This window comes from Fluctibacter corallii, from assembly GCF_025751585.1.
GTDB classification, from domain to species: domain Bacteria; phylum Pseudomonadota; class Gammaproteobacteria; order Enterobacterales; family Alteromonadaceae; genus Fluctibacter_A; species Fluctibacter_A corallii.
The window spans coordinates 500,043-516,591 of the sequence record NZ_JAOWKX010000003.1; the positions used below are offsets into that span (position 1 = coordinate 500,043).

The following is a 16,549-nucleotide window of genomic DNA, read 5'->3' on the forward strand; positions in this document are numbered from 1 at the left end:
ATGACATATTTATTTGTTGAATATGAGCATAAAAGTAGAGCTTTTTATTCCATTCACGGTGTGGTGAACCTAAATGTCAATTATGATCGAAATTACAGTTATTACTTTAATAAAGCGAAAAGTTTGCTGGTCAAACTTAAGAACGGTTATGTAGAAGCAGATAGTGTCGTTGGCTCTATTTTAGATCTGAATGGGAGGTTGATATCGCAGATACGTCATCCAGGTAAGCACATGCCTGCTTTTAAAATGGATGGAATCTCGTCTGACTCAGATAATGGGTTTACTATAGTTGTTTGTCCAGAGGGCAATATGCATCAGTTTTCACTAGAATATGACTATCAACAAGGCTCTTTTGTTAGGAGTGGTCATGTTAGGTGAAGATTAGATTGTTTAGACTGATATTGCATCTCTTATTATATAATTTATATGTTGGTTATGTTTCCGTGCCAGATGAGCTTTCATCTTAAGTGCACTAACCGCGAATTAGTGTCTTGCTTTAACTGATTTGGTTGTTTTTTTGTTGCAATAGATGCTAATTATCAAAGCCTCTAAAATCTAAACTCGTGTGAGTTTATTTATTTTCAATGTTTTGTATAAGCTTATCTGTATAGTGAGTAAATCGACGTTAAGGAATGTCCAATGAGTGAGTTTGATTCGCGATTGATTAATGCTATTTCAAAAGCATTGTTTGTGAGTGAAAAAAAATCCGATTTAGTAATTACTACTGCGGTTGTAGAAGACGTAGCCAAAAATATTGCTGAACATATTAAGAAGGAATATGCGGGCGGTACACTTTCACCTGAAGAGATATTTGGAGTGGCGGCATTAATTCGACATGCAGTTGAGAATAAAGAGTTTTTTGATTGGGAAATGCCAACCTTATGTGGATATACCGCAGACGAGTTCGTGAAAATAGCAGAACGATTACGTAAATCGACTAGCATATAAGCTGAAATAGATGATTGGCAAAGCATAGGTCACCCACTTCTTTAATCACTCCGTAAAGAGATTAACATTTATGAAGTACCGTTTTTATAATAAAAGTGCAGGTTATCATCCTAAAGTGGGAGAATCTTTTTATAGATTGCAATCAGTGGATGGCAATATTCCAAATAAACGTCGTCAACATTATTTGTTGAATACTTTGTCGTTTTTTGCAAATGGGATATCTGACTGTAAAAGGCTTTTGATGCTGATTGAGCAGGTTGAAACTAACAGTCAAGAACAAGTCCTTATCGAGGGAGAAGATGTAGAGATTGTTGTGACTAAAAATGAAGTTCAAGTCAACATTCTTGTTAATGACGATTGGATGGATAACCCGGAGGGCGTTTTTACTCTGAAAGAGTTTAAACTGATTATATCCGCTTGGATGGTTTTTTTGCAGTTACCAGAATCAAGTGATTCAGAAGTCGTTATAACGCTGCCAGAAACAGAATTTGAATCCTCAATATGACGTCGTGTCCACTTCCCCTAATATAAGAAGGGCTTGAGCAAGTCAGGCAGATTCTAATGGTAGATGCTAATTTAATTAAGAGAAAAATGTTATTTGATACTGAAGGGTGGGAAAGTCGTAACTCTAAACTTTCCCAGATAGAAATAGAAAAAGTTGAAAATAGTTTAGGGATAAAATTCCCATTATCATACTTAAATTTAATGAAGACATGGAATGGAGGGGATTTAGAAGATGGGTATGTTTTCAAAGTCAATTGCCCAGTGCCAGAAAAGCTTCACTATTATCTGGGTGACGGATTTTGGGAAGTTCAATCAATCGCTGGTGTATCCACAAGTCTGAGAGAAGATTATAGTATCATGCAGTCTTCGACCACAGCTCATGATTGGGGGATATCGAAAGAAATAATTGCATTCGATGGTGATGGGCATACGTGGCTGGCTTTTGACTACAGGGAGCGTAACTTTATAGAGCCTCCTATAATCTTTATAGAATCAGATAATTATAAAGAAGTTAAATTATTTGATAGTTTTTATGAATTTTTGTCGGGTTTAATACCTTATAATGAGGTGCTCGATTTGGATGGGAATATTATTTACGGAAAGTAAAAAGTTAGATGTCATCCTTGCATACTCCGTTTATTACAGTGTAAATAATCTATAAATTTTTAGTCTAGCTTACGGGTGGCTGGTATTTCTATCGGGACAAGTAGATAAGATTATAGTAAGACCATGAACTAATAAATTTATAGCGGCTTATATAGCAAGTACAAGGACTGATTTTGTGGTGTCCAAGATGTATAAAAGTGAAGTGGACATCACAAGGTGGAGCGGGGCAGTTTATTATAGTTACACCTAAGGGCTCGGTAACAAATTAATAATTGGAGTGCTTAAAATTGAATGTAATTCCTACAGATTTTGAATTGTTAGAGTTCTTTGAATGCGAACCTGATAAAGAAGCATTATTTGAAGGGGTGTTTCTTTATAAAAAGATAGATACCCAAGGATTGGTTTTAGATTTTTCATTCCATAAAATACAGGGCTCAGTCCAGATCAATCTCTCCATCGGAGACGCTGTAATAGTGAGCGTTTGCCAAGAAGGGGCAGAAGAGTTAAAAATCCAAAGGGATGCGTCAGGACAATATATTTTATGTAACTTCAAATTTGACGGTGCAAAATCTAAGGTTCAAATATTCGTTGAGCCAGAGATAAAAGTAAATTGGTCAACCTTGATTGCATAATGAATAGTACACTATTTGGCGTTGTGGGTATGAAAATTAGGGAGGTGTAAAATTTTTTCTATTCAACAATGATCTTGTTTTTATTTGGTGATTTTTTACCATAGTTAAGGGGTTTTTGAGTAGACCAATACGCCTTTTCTATATTGTTCAGTTAAATGTAATTAAGTTTAGGGTTCAAAACCAAAGTTTAATGAGAGGGACTCCCTCAGATTGGTCGAATAAATTTTCCAATGGCTCTATATATGATCCAGAAATTACAGGAACACCCTAATGCAAAAAACATTCAAACCCTACTCGGCAGATTTGTTGCCGAATAACTTTAGCTATCCACAGAGGTACATTGACATATCTAATGGTACAGAGAAGAAGCAAACTATTTGGATGTTTGAAGATGCGAATAATCCCCGTGCTGAATTGACATGGCAGTTAAGGAATAACTATAAAAAGTGGAAAAATATAGGGGATAGACAGTTAATCCCCCTTGCAAAGTTAAATGATTGGGCTGCATTTTTTGATGGTGACTGCGTAACTGGAAATCCTAAAGTCATTGTGATTGATCTTGGTAATGAGCAAATTTCTTATGAAGAAGAAGATTTCGATGCATGGTATGAAAAAGCGTGTATGGATTAAATTTTATTTTCTGGTTTTGTAGGCAAAGTAACGATTATGACTAAATCTAAAACTGAACTTAAAAATGCGAGTAAATTCTTAAGCTATGTGTTACGGCATTGTCCAGAGGATATCGACTTGCAATTAGATTCTGAGGGATGGGCCAGCATTTCAGAGCTTATAGCCAAGGCCCAACCTGAAATAAAGCTATCCGAGAGTCTAATCATTGATGTTGTTCTAACGAGCGATAAGCGAAGATTTAAAATTTCAGACGATGGCTTAAAAATCCGAGCTAACCAAGGCCACTCAATTGATGTTGACTTGAATCTTACCTCGAAAAAGCCGCCATCGATTTTATATCATGGTACAGCGACGCGATTTTTAGATTCAATTTTGGCGCAAGGTTTGGTATCTGGACAACGGCATCATGTGCATTTATCAACTGATATTGCGACAGCAAGTTCGGTAGGACAGCGCTACGGTAAACCTATCGTATTAAAAATTGATTCAGCCAGTATGGCTGCACAAGGTCATACATTCTTTTTGTCTGATAATAGCGTTTGGCTTGTCGACAGCGTACCAGCTACCTTTATCAGCGTAGAAGGTTAAGAAAGGAAATTAGTGTTATTACCTTTAACTCATTGCATGGATGTTAAATGAAACATAGGCCACTCATTTTTTTAATCAACTATTGATGGTTGGGAAGTAGAGATTGGCCCCCCTTTCGAGGAGGGGCAATTACCTACAGTTGTTCATGCTAGACCAATAAAAAGCGGGAATTAATTTATGGAGTTAAAAGTTCATGAATCATTAAGTTTTAACTTGATTGAGTTTGACGAAAGAACACCCTCGTTGCTTTTTGATGCCTCAGTAAAATTGCATTTTAACGCAACTGATTTAGAGCTCAGAAGTACTAATTTTTGGTTTGGTTGTAAGGAATTTCAAGTTTGGATAGATCAAATCAAAAAAATGCGGTATGCGAAATCGCAACGAGCAACTCTATCAGACTTTGATCGTGATTTTGAAATAGAAGTTTTGTCAAATCCAGATAAGTATGAACTCAAATTATGCGTTGTAGTTAGAGAGTTTAGCGCTCCAAAGGTTAATTTTTCTATTACCTATGAACTAGAACATGATGAATTTTACAGGTTGTGTGATGCTGTCGATGATTTTCCTATATTTTGGTAAATTACAGTAAAATGAGAAATTATAAAAAATGCAATAGTATTAATAATTCGCGATTGTTTAAAACATAGGCCGCACTTATCAGACTCGGGGTATAACGCAAGGATAGTATTAATTTTAACCTTGGCTTTTCAGTTTCTGTCTAAGGAGGTTGACGTTATTGCCTTTAACTCTTTGCATGGATGTGAAGTGAAAAATATGCCACCAACTTTTTAAATTAGAAAGGTAATGGAGCCAGCTCAACCTTCAACTATAGCGCTGTTAACTGCACTGCTCTGAGAGTTTATCTTTTCCAGATAAATACGCAGGATGTATCGTATCAGTCTGAGTCTGGAGATTTTAAAATATATTTTTATAAAAATGATGTTACTGGGAAGGTATTTTATAGACATGACTATAAAGTGAAATTCAATAAAGATTTTGGGAGGGATTGATGAAGGTTAAATGTGTTAATTTGGTAGATGACAAAGGTCTAGAAATAGAAAAGAGTTCTTGGTTGACTGTGGGCAAACTATATCCAGTATTATCTCTTATTATCTCTGAGAGTGGAAATGTTGAATATAGGTTGCTGAGTGATGATGGGGCCACGCCAGCGATATTTGATGCGAGTTTTTTTGAGATAGAAAGTGAATCTATTCCTCATAATTGGGTAGTGAGTTATTTTCCTGGTGTTTATTTTGAATTAACACCTAAAGGTTGGGTAACACCTAGCTTTTGGGATGACTTCTTTGAGGGAGATAAAGATGCAGTAGGTAAATTTTTAGAAGAAAAAATAAGATTTATAAAAATTAATATTTTTAAGGAGTACTGATTGAAAAATGAAATAATTGAATTGAGTAGGTGTGAAAGGTATGAGGATGCTTTAGTTTTGGTTCAGTCTGTTTACATGAGTAAGGATAAAGACGTGCTTGAAAATGTTTTGAAAGTGCTTAGGTCAGATTGTTTAGGTTTGGCATCAAATAGAGTGACCTTTCCCCGAGATTAATACCAATCTCTCGATGAGATTTTTCATATTATGCTGCCCGTTTTGCATACTCAACAGGCGGTAAATAATTCAGTGAACTGTGTGGTCGAATATGGTTGTAATGGTCACGCCACAGATCAATTTCATACTTTGCTTCTTCAATCGTTCTGAACCAGTGTTGATTCAGACATTCATTCCTGAATTTTCCATTGAGACTTTCCACAAAGGCATTTTGTGTTGGTTTACCTGGCTGAATAAACCCAAGCTCTACTCCTGACTCTTTGCTCCAGAAGAACATAGCTTTACTAGTGAATTCCGTACCATTGTCGCAAATCACTTTCCTTGGTTTACCACGTTGCTCAATTAACTGACTCAGAAAACGAGCTACCTGCCGCTGATGGAAACAGAGACTAACTGGCCCACCATCTCTCGCGAGTAATCATCAACCACATTGAGTACGCTGAAACGCCTTCCATTGGCCAATTGGTCGGATACAAAGTCCATCGACCAACGCTCATTCGCTGCGGTTGGCACTTCCATCGGCTGCCTGGGGCGCGTCAACTTCTTACGCTTCTTGGTTCTGACCTGCAATACTTCTTCGGTATACAACCGATAAGTACGCTTCCGGTTGATGACCAAGCCTTCACCTTTGAGCAGGCCATGCAGCATCAGATAGCCATACCGTGGATACTGCGACGCAAGCTCCTTGAGCCTTGTTCTGATAGGAACATCGCCCTTGTCCTTACGCTGATAGCGAAACGCTGTCCTACTCACGCCAGCTAGCCTGCACGCAACACGCTCACTCAGTTTGAATGTCTCCATCAAGTGGCGGGCAACGGGCTTTCTTGCAGCTGGCTTCACCACTTTTTTGACAACGCATCCTTCATGGCTTCGACTTCCAACAACTTGTCAGCCAGCATCTTCTTGAGCTTATTGTTCTCTGACTCTAGCTCCTTGAGTCGCTTGGCTTCGTTTACCTCAAGTCCCGCGTATTTGCTTCGCCAGTTATAAAACGTGCCGGTGGATACGCCCATATCACGACAGATGTCGTCAACCTTGGCTCCGGCTTCATGCTGCTTAATGGCTTTTATGATTTGTTCTTCGCTGTAACGTTTCTTCATCTTAAGATCTCCATTGTCTCCAGTTTATTGGAAATCTCATCAATGTCATGGTGTTAAATTTGGGGGAAGGGTCAAGAGCTACTGAATTCTCGAGAGAACTAAAAATGAAAGAGACATTTTATATGGAAGTAAGGCGATTATTTAATAACCTTACTTAGGTGTTTTTCACTCAAGTCTGAAATGCATCACTAACCATCTCAAGCACGGTTCAGGCTCTCGAGCGATAAATGTGTGATGGTCAAAAGCCTGCTCGCGGGGGCAAGATGAAGAATAATTTTTAGAAAGTATCGTAGATTTTTCCTTTTGTCTTAGGAGATGAGTTAGCTTTCTGATTACATGATATTTGAATTTCTAATGAGGTTAAAATGCTTTATTTGTTAGGGGAAGGTTATAAAGAAACAGATGTTGAGAGAAGTACCCCTTATCAGGTCTTGTTAAATTCGCGATGTGGCGACTTCCCAATTGGGTTGACTGAAGGAAAAGGTATGGGGAGTATAGGGGGTAGCTTCAGTCCCGAGCATGTATTGAGTGACAGAAATAAAAAGCATCTAGAAATTTGCAACGTAACTTGGTTAATCCCGTTGTGTGAAGATGCAGTCAATCAATCGTCAGAGTTGGATGTGCAAGCAGTAATTGATACTTACGCGTATTTGCATGGTGCGTTACCAGAGGTTATTAAAAGCTAAATGCTTTTCAAAGCTCAAACGGTAAGCTGAGCTATTAAATTTTCTAATCTTTATCTTCTAATTACCCATCTCACAACACCCTTAACATTAAAGTCGGCAACAACCTCGAATCAGAAGGTGCGTCTTTCATCGCAGGGCAAAATGCCACACTGGCTGCGGGCAATCAAATGAATTTGTTGGCGGTGAGTGAAATGGCGGGAACCTCTAATTATGGAAGTAACTAAGTAGGAAGGCAGTAGAAGATGATGCAATCTTAGTGCAATATGGTAAGCAGCAAGGTATTAACGTAATAATCAGAGAGTTTTAAAATTAATGCAGAGAATAGAGATTATTTACGAGCTTGGTGCATTAGAGCCGCTCCAGGTTTGGAACGAAATAGCAAATATATTGAGTAGTATTGACGATAGTCACTCTCTAACCATTTACGGAAAGAATGTTAAGCCTTCTAAGATGTCTGAAGAGATCAAAAAGTTAAAAGGAAAAGCGTTCAATATCATTAGCGAAACTTTCGAATTTCATATGGTCACAGTTACTAATTACGAACAAATTCTAGTCCAAATTGAGTCGAAAAAAAGTGTTGATGATTGGTGGCGTATTTGGATTAAAAAATTTATTAAATTAAGAGGCTTTGTCCAAGCTTGGATTGTAGATACAGATTTTAATTATTGGCAGAATGTAAGTGACCCAATTGAGTATAAATCAAGAGGGAAATCTTGTAAGGGACTTTTAATGAAATCTAATGGTTTGCCACCACCGTTAGAGCAGCTCGAGATTGATATTAGTAAAAACGCTGGATTGCGTAAGCTCTGTGTGGGATATGTAGAGGCAATAGGAGCCAAAATGTGGCTGTCAGAGCGCTTCTTAGAAAGAATTGGTAAAAGTATTGAATACATATCAAACGAAAGCGGAGCAAAAATAACATATCTTCAAGGTGATATTTATATGCTGAGTCAGCCCTTTAATTCATTTGTTGACGATAGAAGTATTGTAGAGCAAAGAAAGTTACGTAAAGCGCTTTATGGATAATAACCTAAGCTATTTAGGGGCTTAGTGTACTAATCGAAAACAACAGAATATTTACCAATTTGACCAAGAGCTAAGAGGTCGAAAGGTCAAATCAAGTTCTTCTAGGCCAGATGGCTTATCAATAGAGTATTCTATAAACAGCGAAACTTTCACAAAGATTTTTTTAAATCAAGCTGGAGGGTGAGGTGAATAAAATAAATAATCAGGTAGAAATACTCGAAAATTTATCAAAAATATTGGATGTGGAGGCTGATACGGGGTATGAATATCTAGAGTGTAAATTTGAAGTTGATGAGCAATCCGTGAATACTAAGTTTGTATTTTCATTGAACGGAAGCATAGTTAATCGTGCTATCTCTTTAAAAAATCGGCTACAAAATATGAGGTTAGTATTGATGCTCCATTCAATGATGAAATCTCAGACTGGGGGTGATTGGAAGTCAATGACTCTAACTATAGATGAAAATAGGGAAGCAAAAACGCACTTTGAATATTGAGTAGTAAACTCTGACCAACTGTCTCACACTAGCAGTTATATACTACCTATTTCAAATTCACCTGTGAGAATAAACAGGTTGAATATTTGTTTTTTCGTGATTGAAACTCAAGTCACTAGGTCTTAAAAACCATGGATAATTATGAAGAGCTGTCAAGAGTAAGTAGAGAGTTAGGCGTTAACATCAGTTTGATGCCTAAAGAATGGGGGAGCACCTATATAGAATTGATACTTAACAAATTCAAACCGTTTAAAATTACAGGCCACGTTTCAATTGGTGAAAGTGCTACTGCAACATCTTTGGAAAACCATGAATTTAGTTATTCAAAAAACCTTGAAGATGAGCCGGTGTATGTTTTTTTTGAGCAAAAAGGGGATAAGCGTGAAAACGTAATAATGGTTGAAGATGGTCGTTTACTCTGCGATTTGTTCGCAAATGCGTATGGGATGGAGTATTTTGTTTCGAATAAAAATGGTGACTATTTAATTGCAGTTAATTGGTATGCGATAGAGGGTGTTGGTAATGTCAGTAGTTGGTTAAAAGAGTTATAAATGGATTAAGGCATTAGATTCATTCAACTCCGGGGCTGCCAAATCACCAGAGAAAACAAGTATGGTTTCCCAATTATCAAAGTGGAATCTGTTACTGGAACGCATGTTGCTGAGGTTGAGTCCGGTGAAAGCATACAACGGAATAATATATTTGTAATAAAAGGCTTAAAATCGCCTAGTTTTTACAAAAAAATCCTAATAGAAAGCCATAAAATTGAAAGAAAATTTATTAAATCAATCTGTGCTCTTAACACAGGCGCTGCTTGGGGTTATTTCCCCTAACTTTAGAATGGTGTCGATTCGATTAGAGAAAGAAATGTGGATTGTCACTATAGTTCTAGAAGAAGAGGATGCGCAGGATTTAGAAGAAATAGAAGATCTTGAAGTAGAATATGAAGTACTGCAGAGGATATACTGAAATTTAGATATGAGTTTGAAATCGTTATAACTAATGAGGAATTATCATGGCCGAGTTTAGATTCAATTGTGGTATTCAGAAGGAGAGAATTCAGTCTGGATGGAGAAAAAATTAAATAGCGAACTTAACTTTTATCTTCTTAATGGGAAATCTTTTACTTGATGTATGTTAGTTGAAGATCTCGACCATCGTCACTTTCAGATTTGTCTAAACCAACTATCATAAATGATAGAATTCAAGTTAAAATTGAAAAACAAAATAGGCATTTCTCAAATGGAAATATGGGGACAGCTCACGCTGAGATAGGGGCTATTCAACAAGCATTTGATGCAGGTATCACTATGGGCAAAAGTATGACTATCAGTGTTACAGGAAAAAATGTTTGTGGTTATTGTATAGGTGATATAGCCGCGGCAGCTAAAAAAGCTGGATTAAAAGAATTAACGGTAAGAGCAGTAGACAATAAGACAGGTTTACCTATTACTTACTATTGGGTACCGGGAATGAAGAGTATAAAGGTGAAAAATGATTAGTAGAGTACAGGCTGGTGGCTTTTATATTGATCAGAAGGGACAGCGTCAGCAGTTTCCACTGATGACAACCCCTACTTTTCATGAATTGCATCAAGTTTATTTTAAGCATTTTAGCTTTGAAGGAGTATTAGAAATTTCAAAGCATTTTGAAAGCGGTGAAAAGCAAACACTTGAATTAAGCTTTTGCAGTTCAAGATTTTTGCTGTCTATACGAGTTATTGCTAGTGATGGAACCATTACGTTCTATACAATGAATGGGATGCAAGAGGATAGACAAAAGATTAAATACTTTATGGGAGAACCTTTTCCTAGTTATTGTGTTGTGTCAGATCTTAACCTTGTTTTTTCAGTGGTTTCGGATTTTTTAGAAAATAATAGTGATGAAGTTAGTGATTATTTTGTATTGGAGGAATTCTAATTTATTCAAATTGTAATAAATTAGGCGACTCGTAAATTTTATTGTAATTTTATTCGTGTATATTTAGATTATTTTCAATATCTTTATTAATAATGTTGATTAGGTTTATTCTGTAGGTGTGGGGTGGATGATGTTAAAAATTTTTAAATGATTTTATGGAAATTAAAGTAGTATGAAAGATAGAGAAGTTGAATTTCAAAAATCGTTAATTCAATCTCAAAATGCTCTTTTTGAAGATGTCGAAAAGAAGAGGGTTTTGGAAGCGTTAGTTAGCAACTTTCCAGACTTTTCTACTTTCTATCCTCTCGATTGGATTCCAGAGCAGGGAGAGGATATATATATCATTTTAATAAATAAGTTACTTGTCGTAAAAGTAGAAGTTGACAAGTTTGATAAAGATAAAGAAGCACACTTAGAAATAATTTCTATTAAAGAATATCGAAAAAACTTGAGTAAAATTGGGAGGCTTAAATTAGCTGTTGCACTTGATTTAGCAAATTTATAAAAAATTTAGAGCCCTTGATGACCTTTCCCTAAAACTAAACCAGGTTTGCCTATAGAGTTACCCCAAGTTTGGGACTCTTTACTGGAAGAGCATTCGTCGAAAGCAAAAGTCTATACACAAGAGGAGTTTTTAAATAAATATGGAAGCCAAAATGGACAAGATAAGCCATGACTTGTGGTCTGGATATAATGCAATTGGCCTTTTTATTCATAATTCAGAGTTCTACTGGGTTATGAATTACAAAGAAAATTTTGCTTTAAACCCAGATGTTAATATGCGAATAGGCCTTACAGATGGCAGCTTAAATCTGGAGCAATATGAAGAAATTAAGCGAAGTTATCGTGGCGGAGTATACCAAATTACAACAGATAATTTTATAGACTATGTTACCCATGACGATGTTACACTCTTTACGTTTGAGCAGATGAAAGAGTTAATGTTCTACAACTTTGATGAAAGCCTTCTTACAACATTGAGGAGAAAATTGAAGCCATCTGAACCTGATTTTCCTCAGAGAGAAGAATTAAACAGTAATGAATTTTTAAAATGGAATGAGATGGCCTCTAGGTTCCCACTATTTTATATCAATTTTGATGAAAAGCAGTTTTTTCATTTAGACCGAGACAGGTTTCATGAGAGTCAAGCTTATCCAGATTGGGATGCAGCTAATAAGAATTTTTTAAGCTTGATCCCAGACGAGCAAAAGTATTGGATTAAAGATGACTTTAACTATGAAACGATATGTTTTTTCCCAAAAGATTTATCATAAATTAATGGAGGAATTTAAATATTGATTCCCGAAAAGCAAATTCGTGCAGTTTATACTGATAGCACAATACGCGTCTATCAAGCATACAATGATGCTATCGCAAATGCTGCATTGGATAAAGGAACATTTGTCGCTCCGCCATTTAAACTAGAGCGGATGACATGGGTTAAGCCGTCTTTCTTATGGATGATGTACCGTTCAGGTTGGGGACAAAAAGACTGTGGCCAAAATAGAATATTGGCGATTGATATTACAAGAGAAGGGTTTGAGTGGGCACTAGAAAACAGCGTTTTGAGCGGAAAAGCAAAAGAGTTTGAAGATAAGGAAGCGTGGTTAGAGATAAAAAGAACTACACCCGTAAGAATTCAGTGGGACCCAGAACGAGATATTAACCTAAACCCATTGAACCATAGGGCAATTCAAATTGGATTATCAAACCAAGCTGTTCAGCAGTATATCAATGAATGGATAGTTAACATTTCAGATGTGACAGAATTTTCAACTCAGCTCAAAGCACTAGTTGATAAAAACCAGATAGATAAAGCACGCGCATTGTTGCCGGTTGAGAAGCCCTATATTGTGAGTAAAGAATTGGCTGAACATATTGGCATGCTTACAACATCCTAGACAGCCACAATGAGCATCACATCTATCATTGGCTTTCATTCAAAACGTGATTATAGCTATCTCTTTTTAAGCAATTGAGACACATTTAGTAGTAGAGTGATTTGCTCTGTTAATAGAATGAAACATAGGGGAACATAGACCACTTTTTCATTCAGATATAAGGGTCGGTATTTTTCAAGCTAGCTGTCATCATTGATATGAGTTGTAAGTTTATTTTTGTAGAAGAGTTTCCTAAGTTTGATAAAAATTATGTGCATATAGGAAACGTAGAGTTAGATATTTCGAATAGTTTTCGGTTGTTAGAGTGCTTGTTTCATACACTTGAATTTCCAGATTATTTTGGATTTAACTGGAATGCACTTGATGACTGTTTAACAGATTTTTCATGGCTTTCCAAAAAAAATATAATATTAATCCATGATGGAGTACCTCATCTACCAAGTAATGAACTGGATATATATTTGAAAATTTTACACGATGCTATTATTAATTGGGAGGCTGATTCAGAAGTTTCGTTTGAAGTGTATTTTTATTTGAAGCATAAAAATAAGATATTGAATTTTTTTAATTCACAATAGCCTAGTCAATAAGCCATAAAACTAATAGAAAATACCAATGCATGATTGGACATTAATAGAGATCAGTGTTTTTTGGAAAGCTGGTTTAGCAACACTCTCATTTCGTGATAGCGAAAGCGATATTCAAGTAATCAAAGCACATAAGTTAAGAAAAATTACTATACCTCGAGAGCTTGAATGGGGGAATAGTGTGTCTGTCAGTAAAGTTACCCAATCTGAAAGTATAAACGGCGCTATTCAAGTTAAAGTTGAAATTCAAAGTGGAGATACAATCGAAGTTTTAGCACAAGAGTTCGAATTTCCAGACTGATTGACGCAAAAATTAGAAGAGTTCCGCGCTATGGCAAGACCCCAATTTCAAATTGTTAGGTAGCGAGCCAACGGCGGCAACAGATCTCTATCTGTTTACAGATTGAAAGTGATTCACTACTTAATGCATATAAGCGCAAATTTGATAGTGAAGCTTACTTCAAAGGTAGCTATATGTCACTTACTACTTAGTCAGCTTAAACAAAAGGCAACTCCGGTCTGGTGGCGGGCAACAACTTGAAGTAATACTAATAGGAATCAGCAATGAGCGTATTTCTGAGTTCAATAGTTGGAGATTTCTACTCTAATGAAGCCATCAATAACATATCACTAGAAGGGTATTCGGAAGAGGAAATCTTAAAGATAGAGAAGCTTTACAATATTGATGCGAAAGGACAGTTGCGTCTGTTTCTGTCTGAAGTGGGTAGAACTTTCGGTGGGGTAATTGGAGATCACAATATTCAGCTCTACAGGCCAACATGGAAAGTAAGACAACATTTGTTATTTCAAGCCGATTTTTTTGATCAAATGCAAGAAGCTGGGCATTTTTCCTATCTGAAAAAGCCATTTGTTTTTTCGTTTCAATATGAGACTCAATACTACTTTGTCCAAACTGCAATTGATGAATGTGATTCCGTATTTCGATTCGACTCAAATACTAATACCATTTCGGAAGCTGGCTTTGATCTGGTTGATTTCTTGAAAGATATCGTTTCAAGAGATGAGCCAGACGGACATACACTGGCAAGAGGTGATTTACTAGCGATCATCTGAATTACCTTTGAGGAGTAATGACCAATGTGTGAATAGCAGGTCATAGCTCATTAAGCTTTGACTGTTGAAGGAGGATGTTAATGCTTAACTAGCACTCCATTTTTTAGAGGTAGGGAAGGGTGATTAAAAAGCTAAAAATAGTTTACGGAAAAGAGCATTTTTCTGTTCATGAAAAACAGTTTAAAAAAGGAGAGGTTATTGGTGATTATTGGCGCGTATGGGCTGAGGATGAAATGTATTTTTTTGAAGTGGATATAGGACACTTTTCAACAAAGATGGCTAAGTTTAATATTACGGAAAAGGAATACATTATGGTTAAAGAGGATAAGATGACGTATAAAGATTTAAAGAAAAAATATGTTTAGATGTTGAAACGTTTTTAGTTTTTAAAGGTTTTTTATCTCAAACGATATTTTTTAAAAATGGAACACAATTGCTTTCAGGGTAGAGGGTAATATTTACCCAAGGTGTCATTGAGCTAAGCAACGCAGAAGTTAAGAAAAGGCTAACTATTGAAAGTGTTCCTAGGAAGGACGGTTATTAAGCGAATGACGGAAGTAGTTATCGTATTGACTTTGAGCTTGCCGATCTAAAAAGTATTTTGGAGATACTTAAAAGATAAGACCACCATAATGATTTGGGCGGACCAAGAGCATTAGGTGAAGCAAGGCAGAGAATTACAATTGAACCTGTTGCAATAGATAAGTGCAGCCGTGTATGTATAAGGTTGAAGGACGATTAAGTTGTATCCTATAAATGAAATAGTGCATAACTTCTTGGACGTTATAAGAGGTAATTATCAATTCGCAGAACCTTCTCGAGGAAATGAATATGCTGCTTGGAATGATTTTGTTAAACGCTTTTTAGATGATGCTGATGATAATGTGAGAATTGAAGTTTTTAAAGAGGCTTATAGTTTACTCAACTGTGATGAGGTCATTGCTTTTTGTGGCTGGATAAATTCCCATTTAACTGGTCGTAGTCAAAATTATAAAGTTTTGGTTTTTCATATTCTGAAAAATGATGGAGATGAAATGAAGAAAAAAATAGTCTCCGATTGGTTTCTACGTAGGTTGAAATCCATTCCCCATGAAAGACGCCTGCTGGATTTGACGAGTGAAGAGGAAGATATAATTGCGAAGTTATGAACTTTTTAGTGTGTCTGAGTGAATGAAATTCTCAATGTTGTTGTGAGTAAATCGGGGTAGAAGCTTGGTACAGCTATGCGATATTTAGATTCAATTTTGGCGCAGGGTGTGGTATCCGGAAAACGGCATCATGTGCACTTATCGGCTGATATCACGACGGCTAGTTCAGTCGGGCAGCACTACGGTAAATCTATCGTGTTAAGAATTGATTCAGCCAGTATGGCTGAACAAGGCCACACAATCTTTTTGTCTGACAATAGTGTTTGGCTCGTCTAAGTAATGAGCACTCGGTAGAGAAAGGTAATGGTGGCGAATAATGACGAAAGATATAGAAGTAATAAGAGAAAAGGTTAATTTTTTGGGGACAATGATAGGCGCTCCTCTGGAAAAATTAAGTTTGCCAGATAAACCTGCTGGAAACGGAGGTCATCACATCGAAATGGATGATACTAAGTATCACTTAGTCTCTTCTGAGAGGGGTGTAGAGTTGAATAGAAAGACTACTGGTGAGCTAGATGAGTTGCTGTACTGGATTCTAAGTGGAGTAGCATCAGAGTTGGGTTATGAGTACGAGAAGAGAAACCGAAATCATGAACAAGATTCCCGAAGAACTGCGTTTAATAAAAGTATTCAATTGCTTAAAGTTTTAAGTGAGACGTGGGCTACCAAAAGAGCAAAAGAACTTGAAAGTATTTTGGAGAGCAATCCATATGATGATGATATTAATAAGAGGGTTGAGTATAGCAAATATTTGGTTTCGACAGGGTATGCAGCCGATGAATCCTACCGCTTAGCGTGTGAAAAATACCCTCTACCTGAGAGGGGGAAATAGGCTTTAGAAGCATCTCAAAACACGAACCAACCACTTCTTAAACTCGATGTGAATTATAACGGGACATCCAATACCTAAATTTACAGGAGGTAACTGATGAGTAAAGTGTCCACTTCCCCATTAATGACACAGTTCTAAATTAGAGTTTTCCAGTTTAGCTCGGTAAGCTGCCGGTGGTAGTTTACCTGAGCTTTCATGCGTTCTTTCTTCGTTGTAATCCAGCCGCCAGAACCAAGACATCTCTCTGACTTGAGTGATGCTCTCAAACAGATATACATCCAAGAACTCTCGTCTGAATGAACCGTTAAA

27 protein-coding genes and 1 pseudogene are annotated in these 16,549 nt (G+C 36.6%); 26 read left to right on the plus strand and 2 right to left on the minus strand.

The annotated features are described in order from the left end of the window. The 9 genes from OE749_RS08320 to OE749_RS08360 all read left to right on the plus strand — a co-directional run bounded on the left by OE749_RS08320 (position 1) and on the right by OE749_RS08360 (position 5,295). Positions 1–378 (plus strand): hypothetical protein, encoded by a 378-nt coding sequence (locus tag OE749_RS08320; RefSeq protein WP_263711975.1) that lies wholly within the window; start codon positions 1–3, stop codon positions 376–378. Positions 379–639: 261 nt separating this feature from the next. Next, a complete protein-coding gene (locus OE749_RS08325) occupies positions 640–948 on the plus strand; it encodes a hypothetical protein (RefSeq protein WP_263711976.1) in 309 nt (102 codons plus the stop codon). A gap of 70 nt (positions 949–1,018) precedes the next feature. Beyond that, the gene (locus tag OE749_RS08330) at positions 1,019–1,453 is read left to right on the plus strand and encodes a hypothetical protein (RefSeq protein ID WP_263711977.1); all 435 of its coding nucleotides are present in this window, start codon (positions 1,019–1,021) and stop codon (positions 1,451–1,453) included. Positions 1,454–1,509: 56 nt separating this feature from the next. Continuing rightward, entirely contained in the window at positions 1,510–2,058 is a 549-nt protein-coding gene (locus tag OE749_RS08335) for an SMI1/KNR4 family protein (RefSeq protein ID WP_263711978.1), read from the plus strand. A gap of 287 nt (positions 2,059–2,345) precedes the next feature. After that, complete coding sequence (locus OE749_RS08340; RefSeq protein ID WP_263711979.1) at positions 2,346–2,690, plus strand: hypothetical protein; 345 nt, start codon at positions 2,346–2,348, stop codon at positions 2,688–2,690. A gap of 270 nt (positions 2,691–2,960) precedes the next feature. After that, positions 2,961–3,320 (plus strand): hypothetical protein, encoded by a 360-nt coding sequence (locus OE749_RS08345; RefSeq protein ID WP_263711980.1) that lies wholly within the window; start codon positions 2,961–2,963, stop codon positions 3,318–3,320. Between the two features lie 36 nt (positions 3,321–3,356). Then, positions 3,357–3,908, plus strand: coding sequence for an RNA 2'-phosphotransferase (locus OE749_RS08350; RefSeq protein ID WP_263711981.1), 552 nt, complete (start codon positions 3,357–3,359; stop codon positions 3,906–3,908). A 177-nt stretch (positions 3,909–4,085) separates the two neighbouring features. After that, positions 4,086–4,487 (plus strand): hypothetical protein, encoded by a 402-nt coding sequence (locus tag OE749_RS08355; protein ID WP_263711982.1) that lies wholly within the window; start codon positions 4,086–4,088, stop codon positions 4,485–4,487. A 430-nt stretch (positions 4,488–4,917) separates the two neighbouring features. After that, positions 4,918–5,295, plus strand: coding sequence for a hypothetical protein (locus OE749_RS08360; RefSeq protein ID WP_263711983.1), 378 nt, complete (start codon positions 4,918–4,920; stop codon positions 5,293–5,295). Positions 5,296–5,497: 202 nt separating this feature from the next. Here OE749_RS08360 and OE749_RS08365 read toward each other — a convergent pair. Beyond that, positions 5,498–6,569 (minus strand): annotated as a pseudogene (locus tag OE749_RS08365) (IS3 family transposase). Positions 6,570–6,934: 365 nt separating this feature from the next. Between OE749_RS08365 and OE749_RS08370 the strand changes: the two are divergent. From OE749_RS08370 to OE749_RS08450, 17 genes are all read left to right on the plus strand, one after another. Then, positions 6,935–7,255, plus strand: coding sequence for a hypothetical protein (locus OE749_RS08370; RefSeq protein WP_263711984.1), 321 nt, complete (start codon positions 6,935–6,937; stop codon positions 7,253–7,255). 312 nt (positions 7,256–7,567) lie between these two features. Continuing rightward, positions 7,568–8,281, plus strand: a complete 714-nt coding sequence (locus OE749_RS08375) for a hypothetical protein (protein ID WP_263711985.1) — start codon at positions 7,568–7,570, stop codon at positions 8,279–8,281. Positions 8,282–8,466: 185 nt separating this feature from the next. Then, complete coding sequence (locus OE749_RS08380) at positions 8,467–8,778, plus strand: hypothetical protein (RefSeq protein ID WP_263711986.1); 312 nt, start codon at positions 8,467–8,469, stop codon at positions 8,776–8,778. Positions 8,779–8,909: 131 nt separating this feature from the next. Continuing rightward, positions 8,910–9,329 carry a hypothetical protein gene (locus OE749_RS08385; RefSeq protein ID WP_263711987.1) on the plus strand — a complete coding sequence of 140 codons (420 nt, stop codon included), beginning with the start codon at positions 8,910–8,912 and terminating at the stop codon, positions 9,327–9,329. A 214-nt stretch (positions 9,330–9,543) separates the two neighbouring features. Beyond that, the gene (locus OE749_RS08390; RefSeq protein ID WP_263711988.1) at positions 9,544–9,747 is read left to right on the plus strand and encodes a hypothetical protein; all 204 of its coding nucleotides are present in this window, start codon (positions 9,544–9,546) and stop codon (positions 9,745–9,747) included. 203 nt (positions 9,748–9,950) lie between these two features. Then, positions 9,951–10,280: a cytidine deaminase-like fold-containing protein gene (locus tag OE749_RS08395; RefSeq protein ID WP_263711989.1), complete on the plus strand. Its 330-nt coding sequence runs from the start codon at positions 9,951–9,953 to the stop codon at positions 10,278–10,280. Beyond that, entirely contained in the window at positions 10,273–10,698 is a 426-nt protein-coding gene (locus OE749_RS08400) for a DUF6911 family protein (protein WP_263711990.1), read from the plus strand. The genes OE749_RS08395 and OE749_RS08400 overlap by 8 nt, the downstream gene beginning before the upstream one ends. Before the next feature lie 172 nt (positions 10,699–10,870). Beyond that, a complete protein-coding gene (locus tag OE749_RS08405; protein ID WP_263711991.1) occupies positions 10,871–11,203 on the plus strand; it encodes a hypothetical protein in 333 nt (110 codons plus the stop codon). A 139-nt stretch (positions 11,204–11,342) separates the two neighbouring features. After that, positions 11,343–11,972, plus strand: a complete 630-nt coding sequence (locus tag OE749_RS08410) for a hypothetical protein (protein ID WP_263711992.1) — start codon at positions 11,343–11,345, stop codon at positions 11,970–11,972. Positions 11,973–11,993: 21 nt separating this feature from the next. Beyond that, complete coding sequence (locus OE749_RS08415) at positions 11,994–12,599, plus strand: DUF4291 domain-containing protein (RefSeq protein ID WP_263711993.1); 606 nt, start codon at positions 11,994–11,996, stop codon at positions 12,597–12,599. A 197-nt stretch (positions 12,600–12,796) separates the two neighbouring features. Continuing rightward, entirely contained in the window at positions 12,797–13,177 is a 381-nt protein-coding gene (locus OE749_RS08420; RefSeq protein ID WP_263711994.1) for a barstar family protein, read from the plus strand. Between the two features lie 37 nt (positions 13,178–13,214). Then, positions 13,215–13,487 carry a hypothetical protein gene (locus OE749_RS08425; RefSeq protein ID WP_263711995.1) on the plus strand — a complete coding sequence of 91 codons (273 nt, stop codon included), beginning with the start codon at positions 13,215–13,217 and terminating at the stop codon, positions 13,485–13,487. A gap of 263 nt (positions 13,488–13,750) precedes the next feature. Next, positions 13,751–14,260: an SMI1/KNR4 family protein gene (locus OE749_RS08430; RefSeq protein WP_263711996.1), complete on the plus strand. Its 510-nt coding sequence runs from the start codon at positions 13,751–13,753 to the stop codon at positions 14,258–14,260. A gap of 119 nt (positions 14,261–14,379) precedes the next feature. After that, complete coding sequence (locus OE749_RS08435; protein ID WP_263711997.1) at positions 14,380–14,625, plus strand: hypothetical protein; 246 nt, start codon at positions 14,380–14,382, stop codon at positions 14,623–14,625. 378 nt (positions 14,626–15,003) lie between these two features. Further along, on the plus strand, positions 15,004–15,408 hold the full coding sequence (locus OE749_RS08440) for a hypothetical protein (protein ID WP_263711998.1): 405 nt from the start codon (positions 15,004–15,006) through the stop codon (positions 15,406–15,408). 75 nt (positions 15,409–15,483) lie between these two features. Continuing rightward, entirely contained in the window at positions 15,484–15,684 is a 201-nt protein-coding gene (locus tag OE749_RS08445; RefSeq protein WP_263711999.1) for an RNA 2'-phosphotransferase, read from the plus strand. 40 nt (positions 15,685–15,724) lie between these two features. Beyond that, complete coding sequence (locus OE749_RS08450; RefSeq protein WP_263712000.1) at positions 15,725–16,240, plus strand: immunity 63 family protein; 516 nt, start codon at positions 15,725–15,727, stop codon at positions 16,238–16,240. A gap of 120 nt (positions 16,241–16,360) precedes the next feature. Here OE749_RS08450 and OE749_RS08455 read toward each other — a convergent pair. Beyond that, positions 16,361–16,549 (minus strand): transposase (locus OE749_RS08455; RefSeq protein ID WP_263712001.1); only part of this gene is annotated, 189 nt, incomplete at its 5' end.

Bases quoted from the DNA above. Each gene is read 5' to 3' on its own strand.
- OE749_RS08370 (WP_263711984.1), top strand. From the start codon at position 6,935: ATGCTTTATTTGTTAGGGGAAGGTTATAAAGAAACAGATGTTGAGAGA.
- OE749_RS08405 (WP_263711991.1), top strand. From the start codon at position 10,871: ATGAAAGATAGAGAAGTTGAATTTCAAAAATCGTTAATTCAATCTCAA.
- OE749_RS08320 (WP_263711975.1), top strand. From the start codon at position 1: ATGACATATTTATTTGTTGAATATGAGCATAAAAGTAGAGCTTTTTAT.
- OE749_RS08430 (WP_263711996.1), top strand. From the start codon at position 13,751: ATGAGCGTATTTCTGAGTTCAATAGTTGGAGATTTCTACTCTAATGAA.
- OE749_RS08420 (WP_263711994.1), top strand. From the start codon at position 12,797: ATGAGTTGTAAGTTTATTTTTGTAGAAGAGTTTCCTAAGTTTGATAAA.
- OE749_RS08325 (WP_263711976.1), top strand. From the start codon at position 640: ATGAGTGAGTTTGATTCGCGATTGATTAATGCTATTTCAAAAGCATTG.
- OE749_RS08350 (WP_263711981.1), top strand. From the start codon at position 3,357: ATGACTAAATCTAAAACTGAACTTAAAAATGCGAGTAAATTCTTAAGC.
- OE749_RS08375 (WP_263711985.1), top strand. From the start codon at position 7,568: ATGCAGAGAATAGAGATTATTTACGAGCTTGGTGCATTAGAGCCGCTC.
- OE749_RS08445 (WP_263711999.1), top strand. From the start codon at position 15,484: ATGCGATATTTAGATTCAATTTTGGCGCAGGGTGTGGTATCCGGAAAA.
- OE749_RS08450 (WP_263712000.1), top strand. From the start codon at position 15,725: ATGACGAAAGATATAGAAGTAATAAGAGAAAAGGTTAATTTTTTGGGG.
- OE749_RS08425 (WP_263711995.1), top strand. From the start codon at position 13,215: ATGCATGATTGGACATTAATAGAGATCAGTGTTTTTTGGAAAGCTGGT.
- OE749_RS08385 (WP_263711987.1), top strand. From the start codon at position 8,910: ATGGATAATTATGAAGAGCTGTCAAGAGTAAGTAGAGAGTTAGGCGTT.
- OE749_RS08345 (WP_263711980.1), top strand. From the start codon at position 2,961: ATGCAAAAAACATTCAAACCCTACTCGGCAGATTTGTTGCCGAATAAC.
- OE749_RS08335 (WP_263711978.1), top strand. From the start codon at position 1,510: ATGGTAGATGCTAATTTAATTAAGAGAAAAATGTTATTTGATACTGAA.
- OE749_RS08330 (WP_263711977.1), top strand. From the start codon at position 1,019: ATGAAGTACCGTTTTTATAATAAAAGTGCAGGTTATCATCCTAAAGTG.
- OE749_RS08355 (WP_263711982.1), top strand. From the start codon at position 4,086: ATGGAGTTAAAAGTTCATGAATCATTAAGTTTTAACTTGATTGAGTTT.
- OE749_RS08400 (WP_263711990.1), top strand. From the start codon at position 10,273: ATGATTAGTAGAGTACAGGCTGGTGGCTTTTATATTGATCAGAAGGGA.
- OE749_RS08410 (WP_263711992.1), top strand. From the start codon at position 11,343: ATGGAAGCCAAAATGGACAAGATAAGCCATGACTTGTGGTCTGGATAT.
- OE749_RS08360 (WP_263711983.1), top strand. From the start codon at position 4,918: ATGAAGGTTAAATGTGTTAATTTGGTAGATGACAAAGGTCTAGAAATA.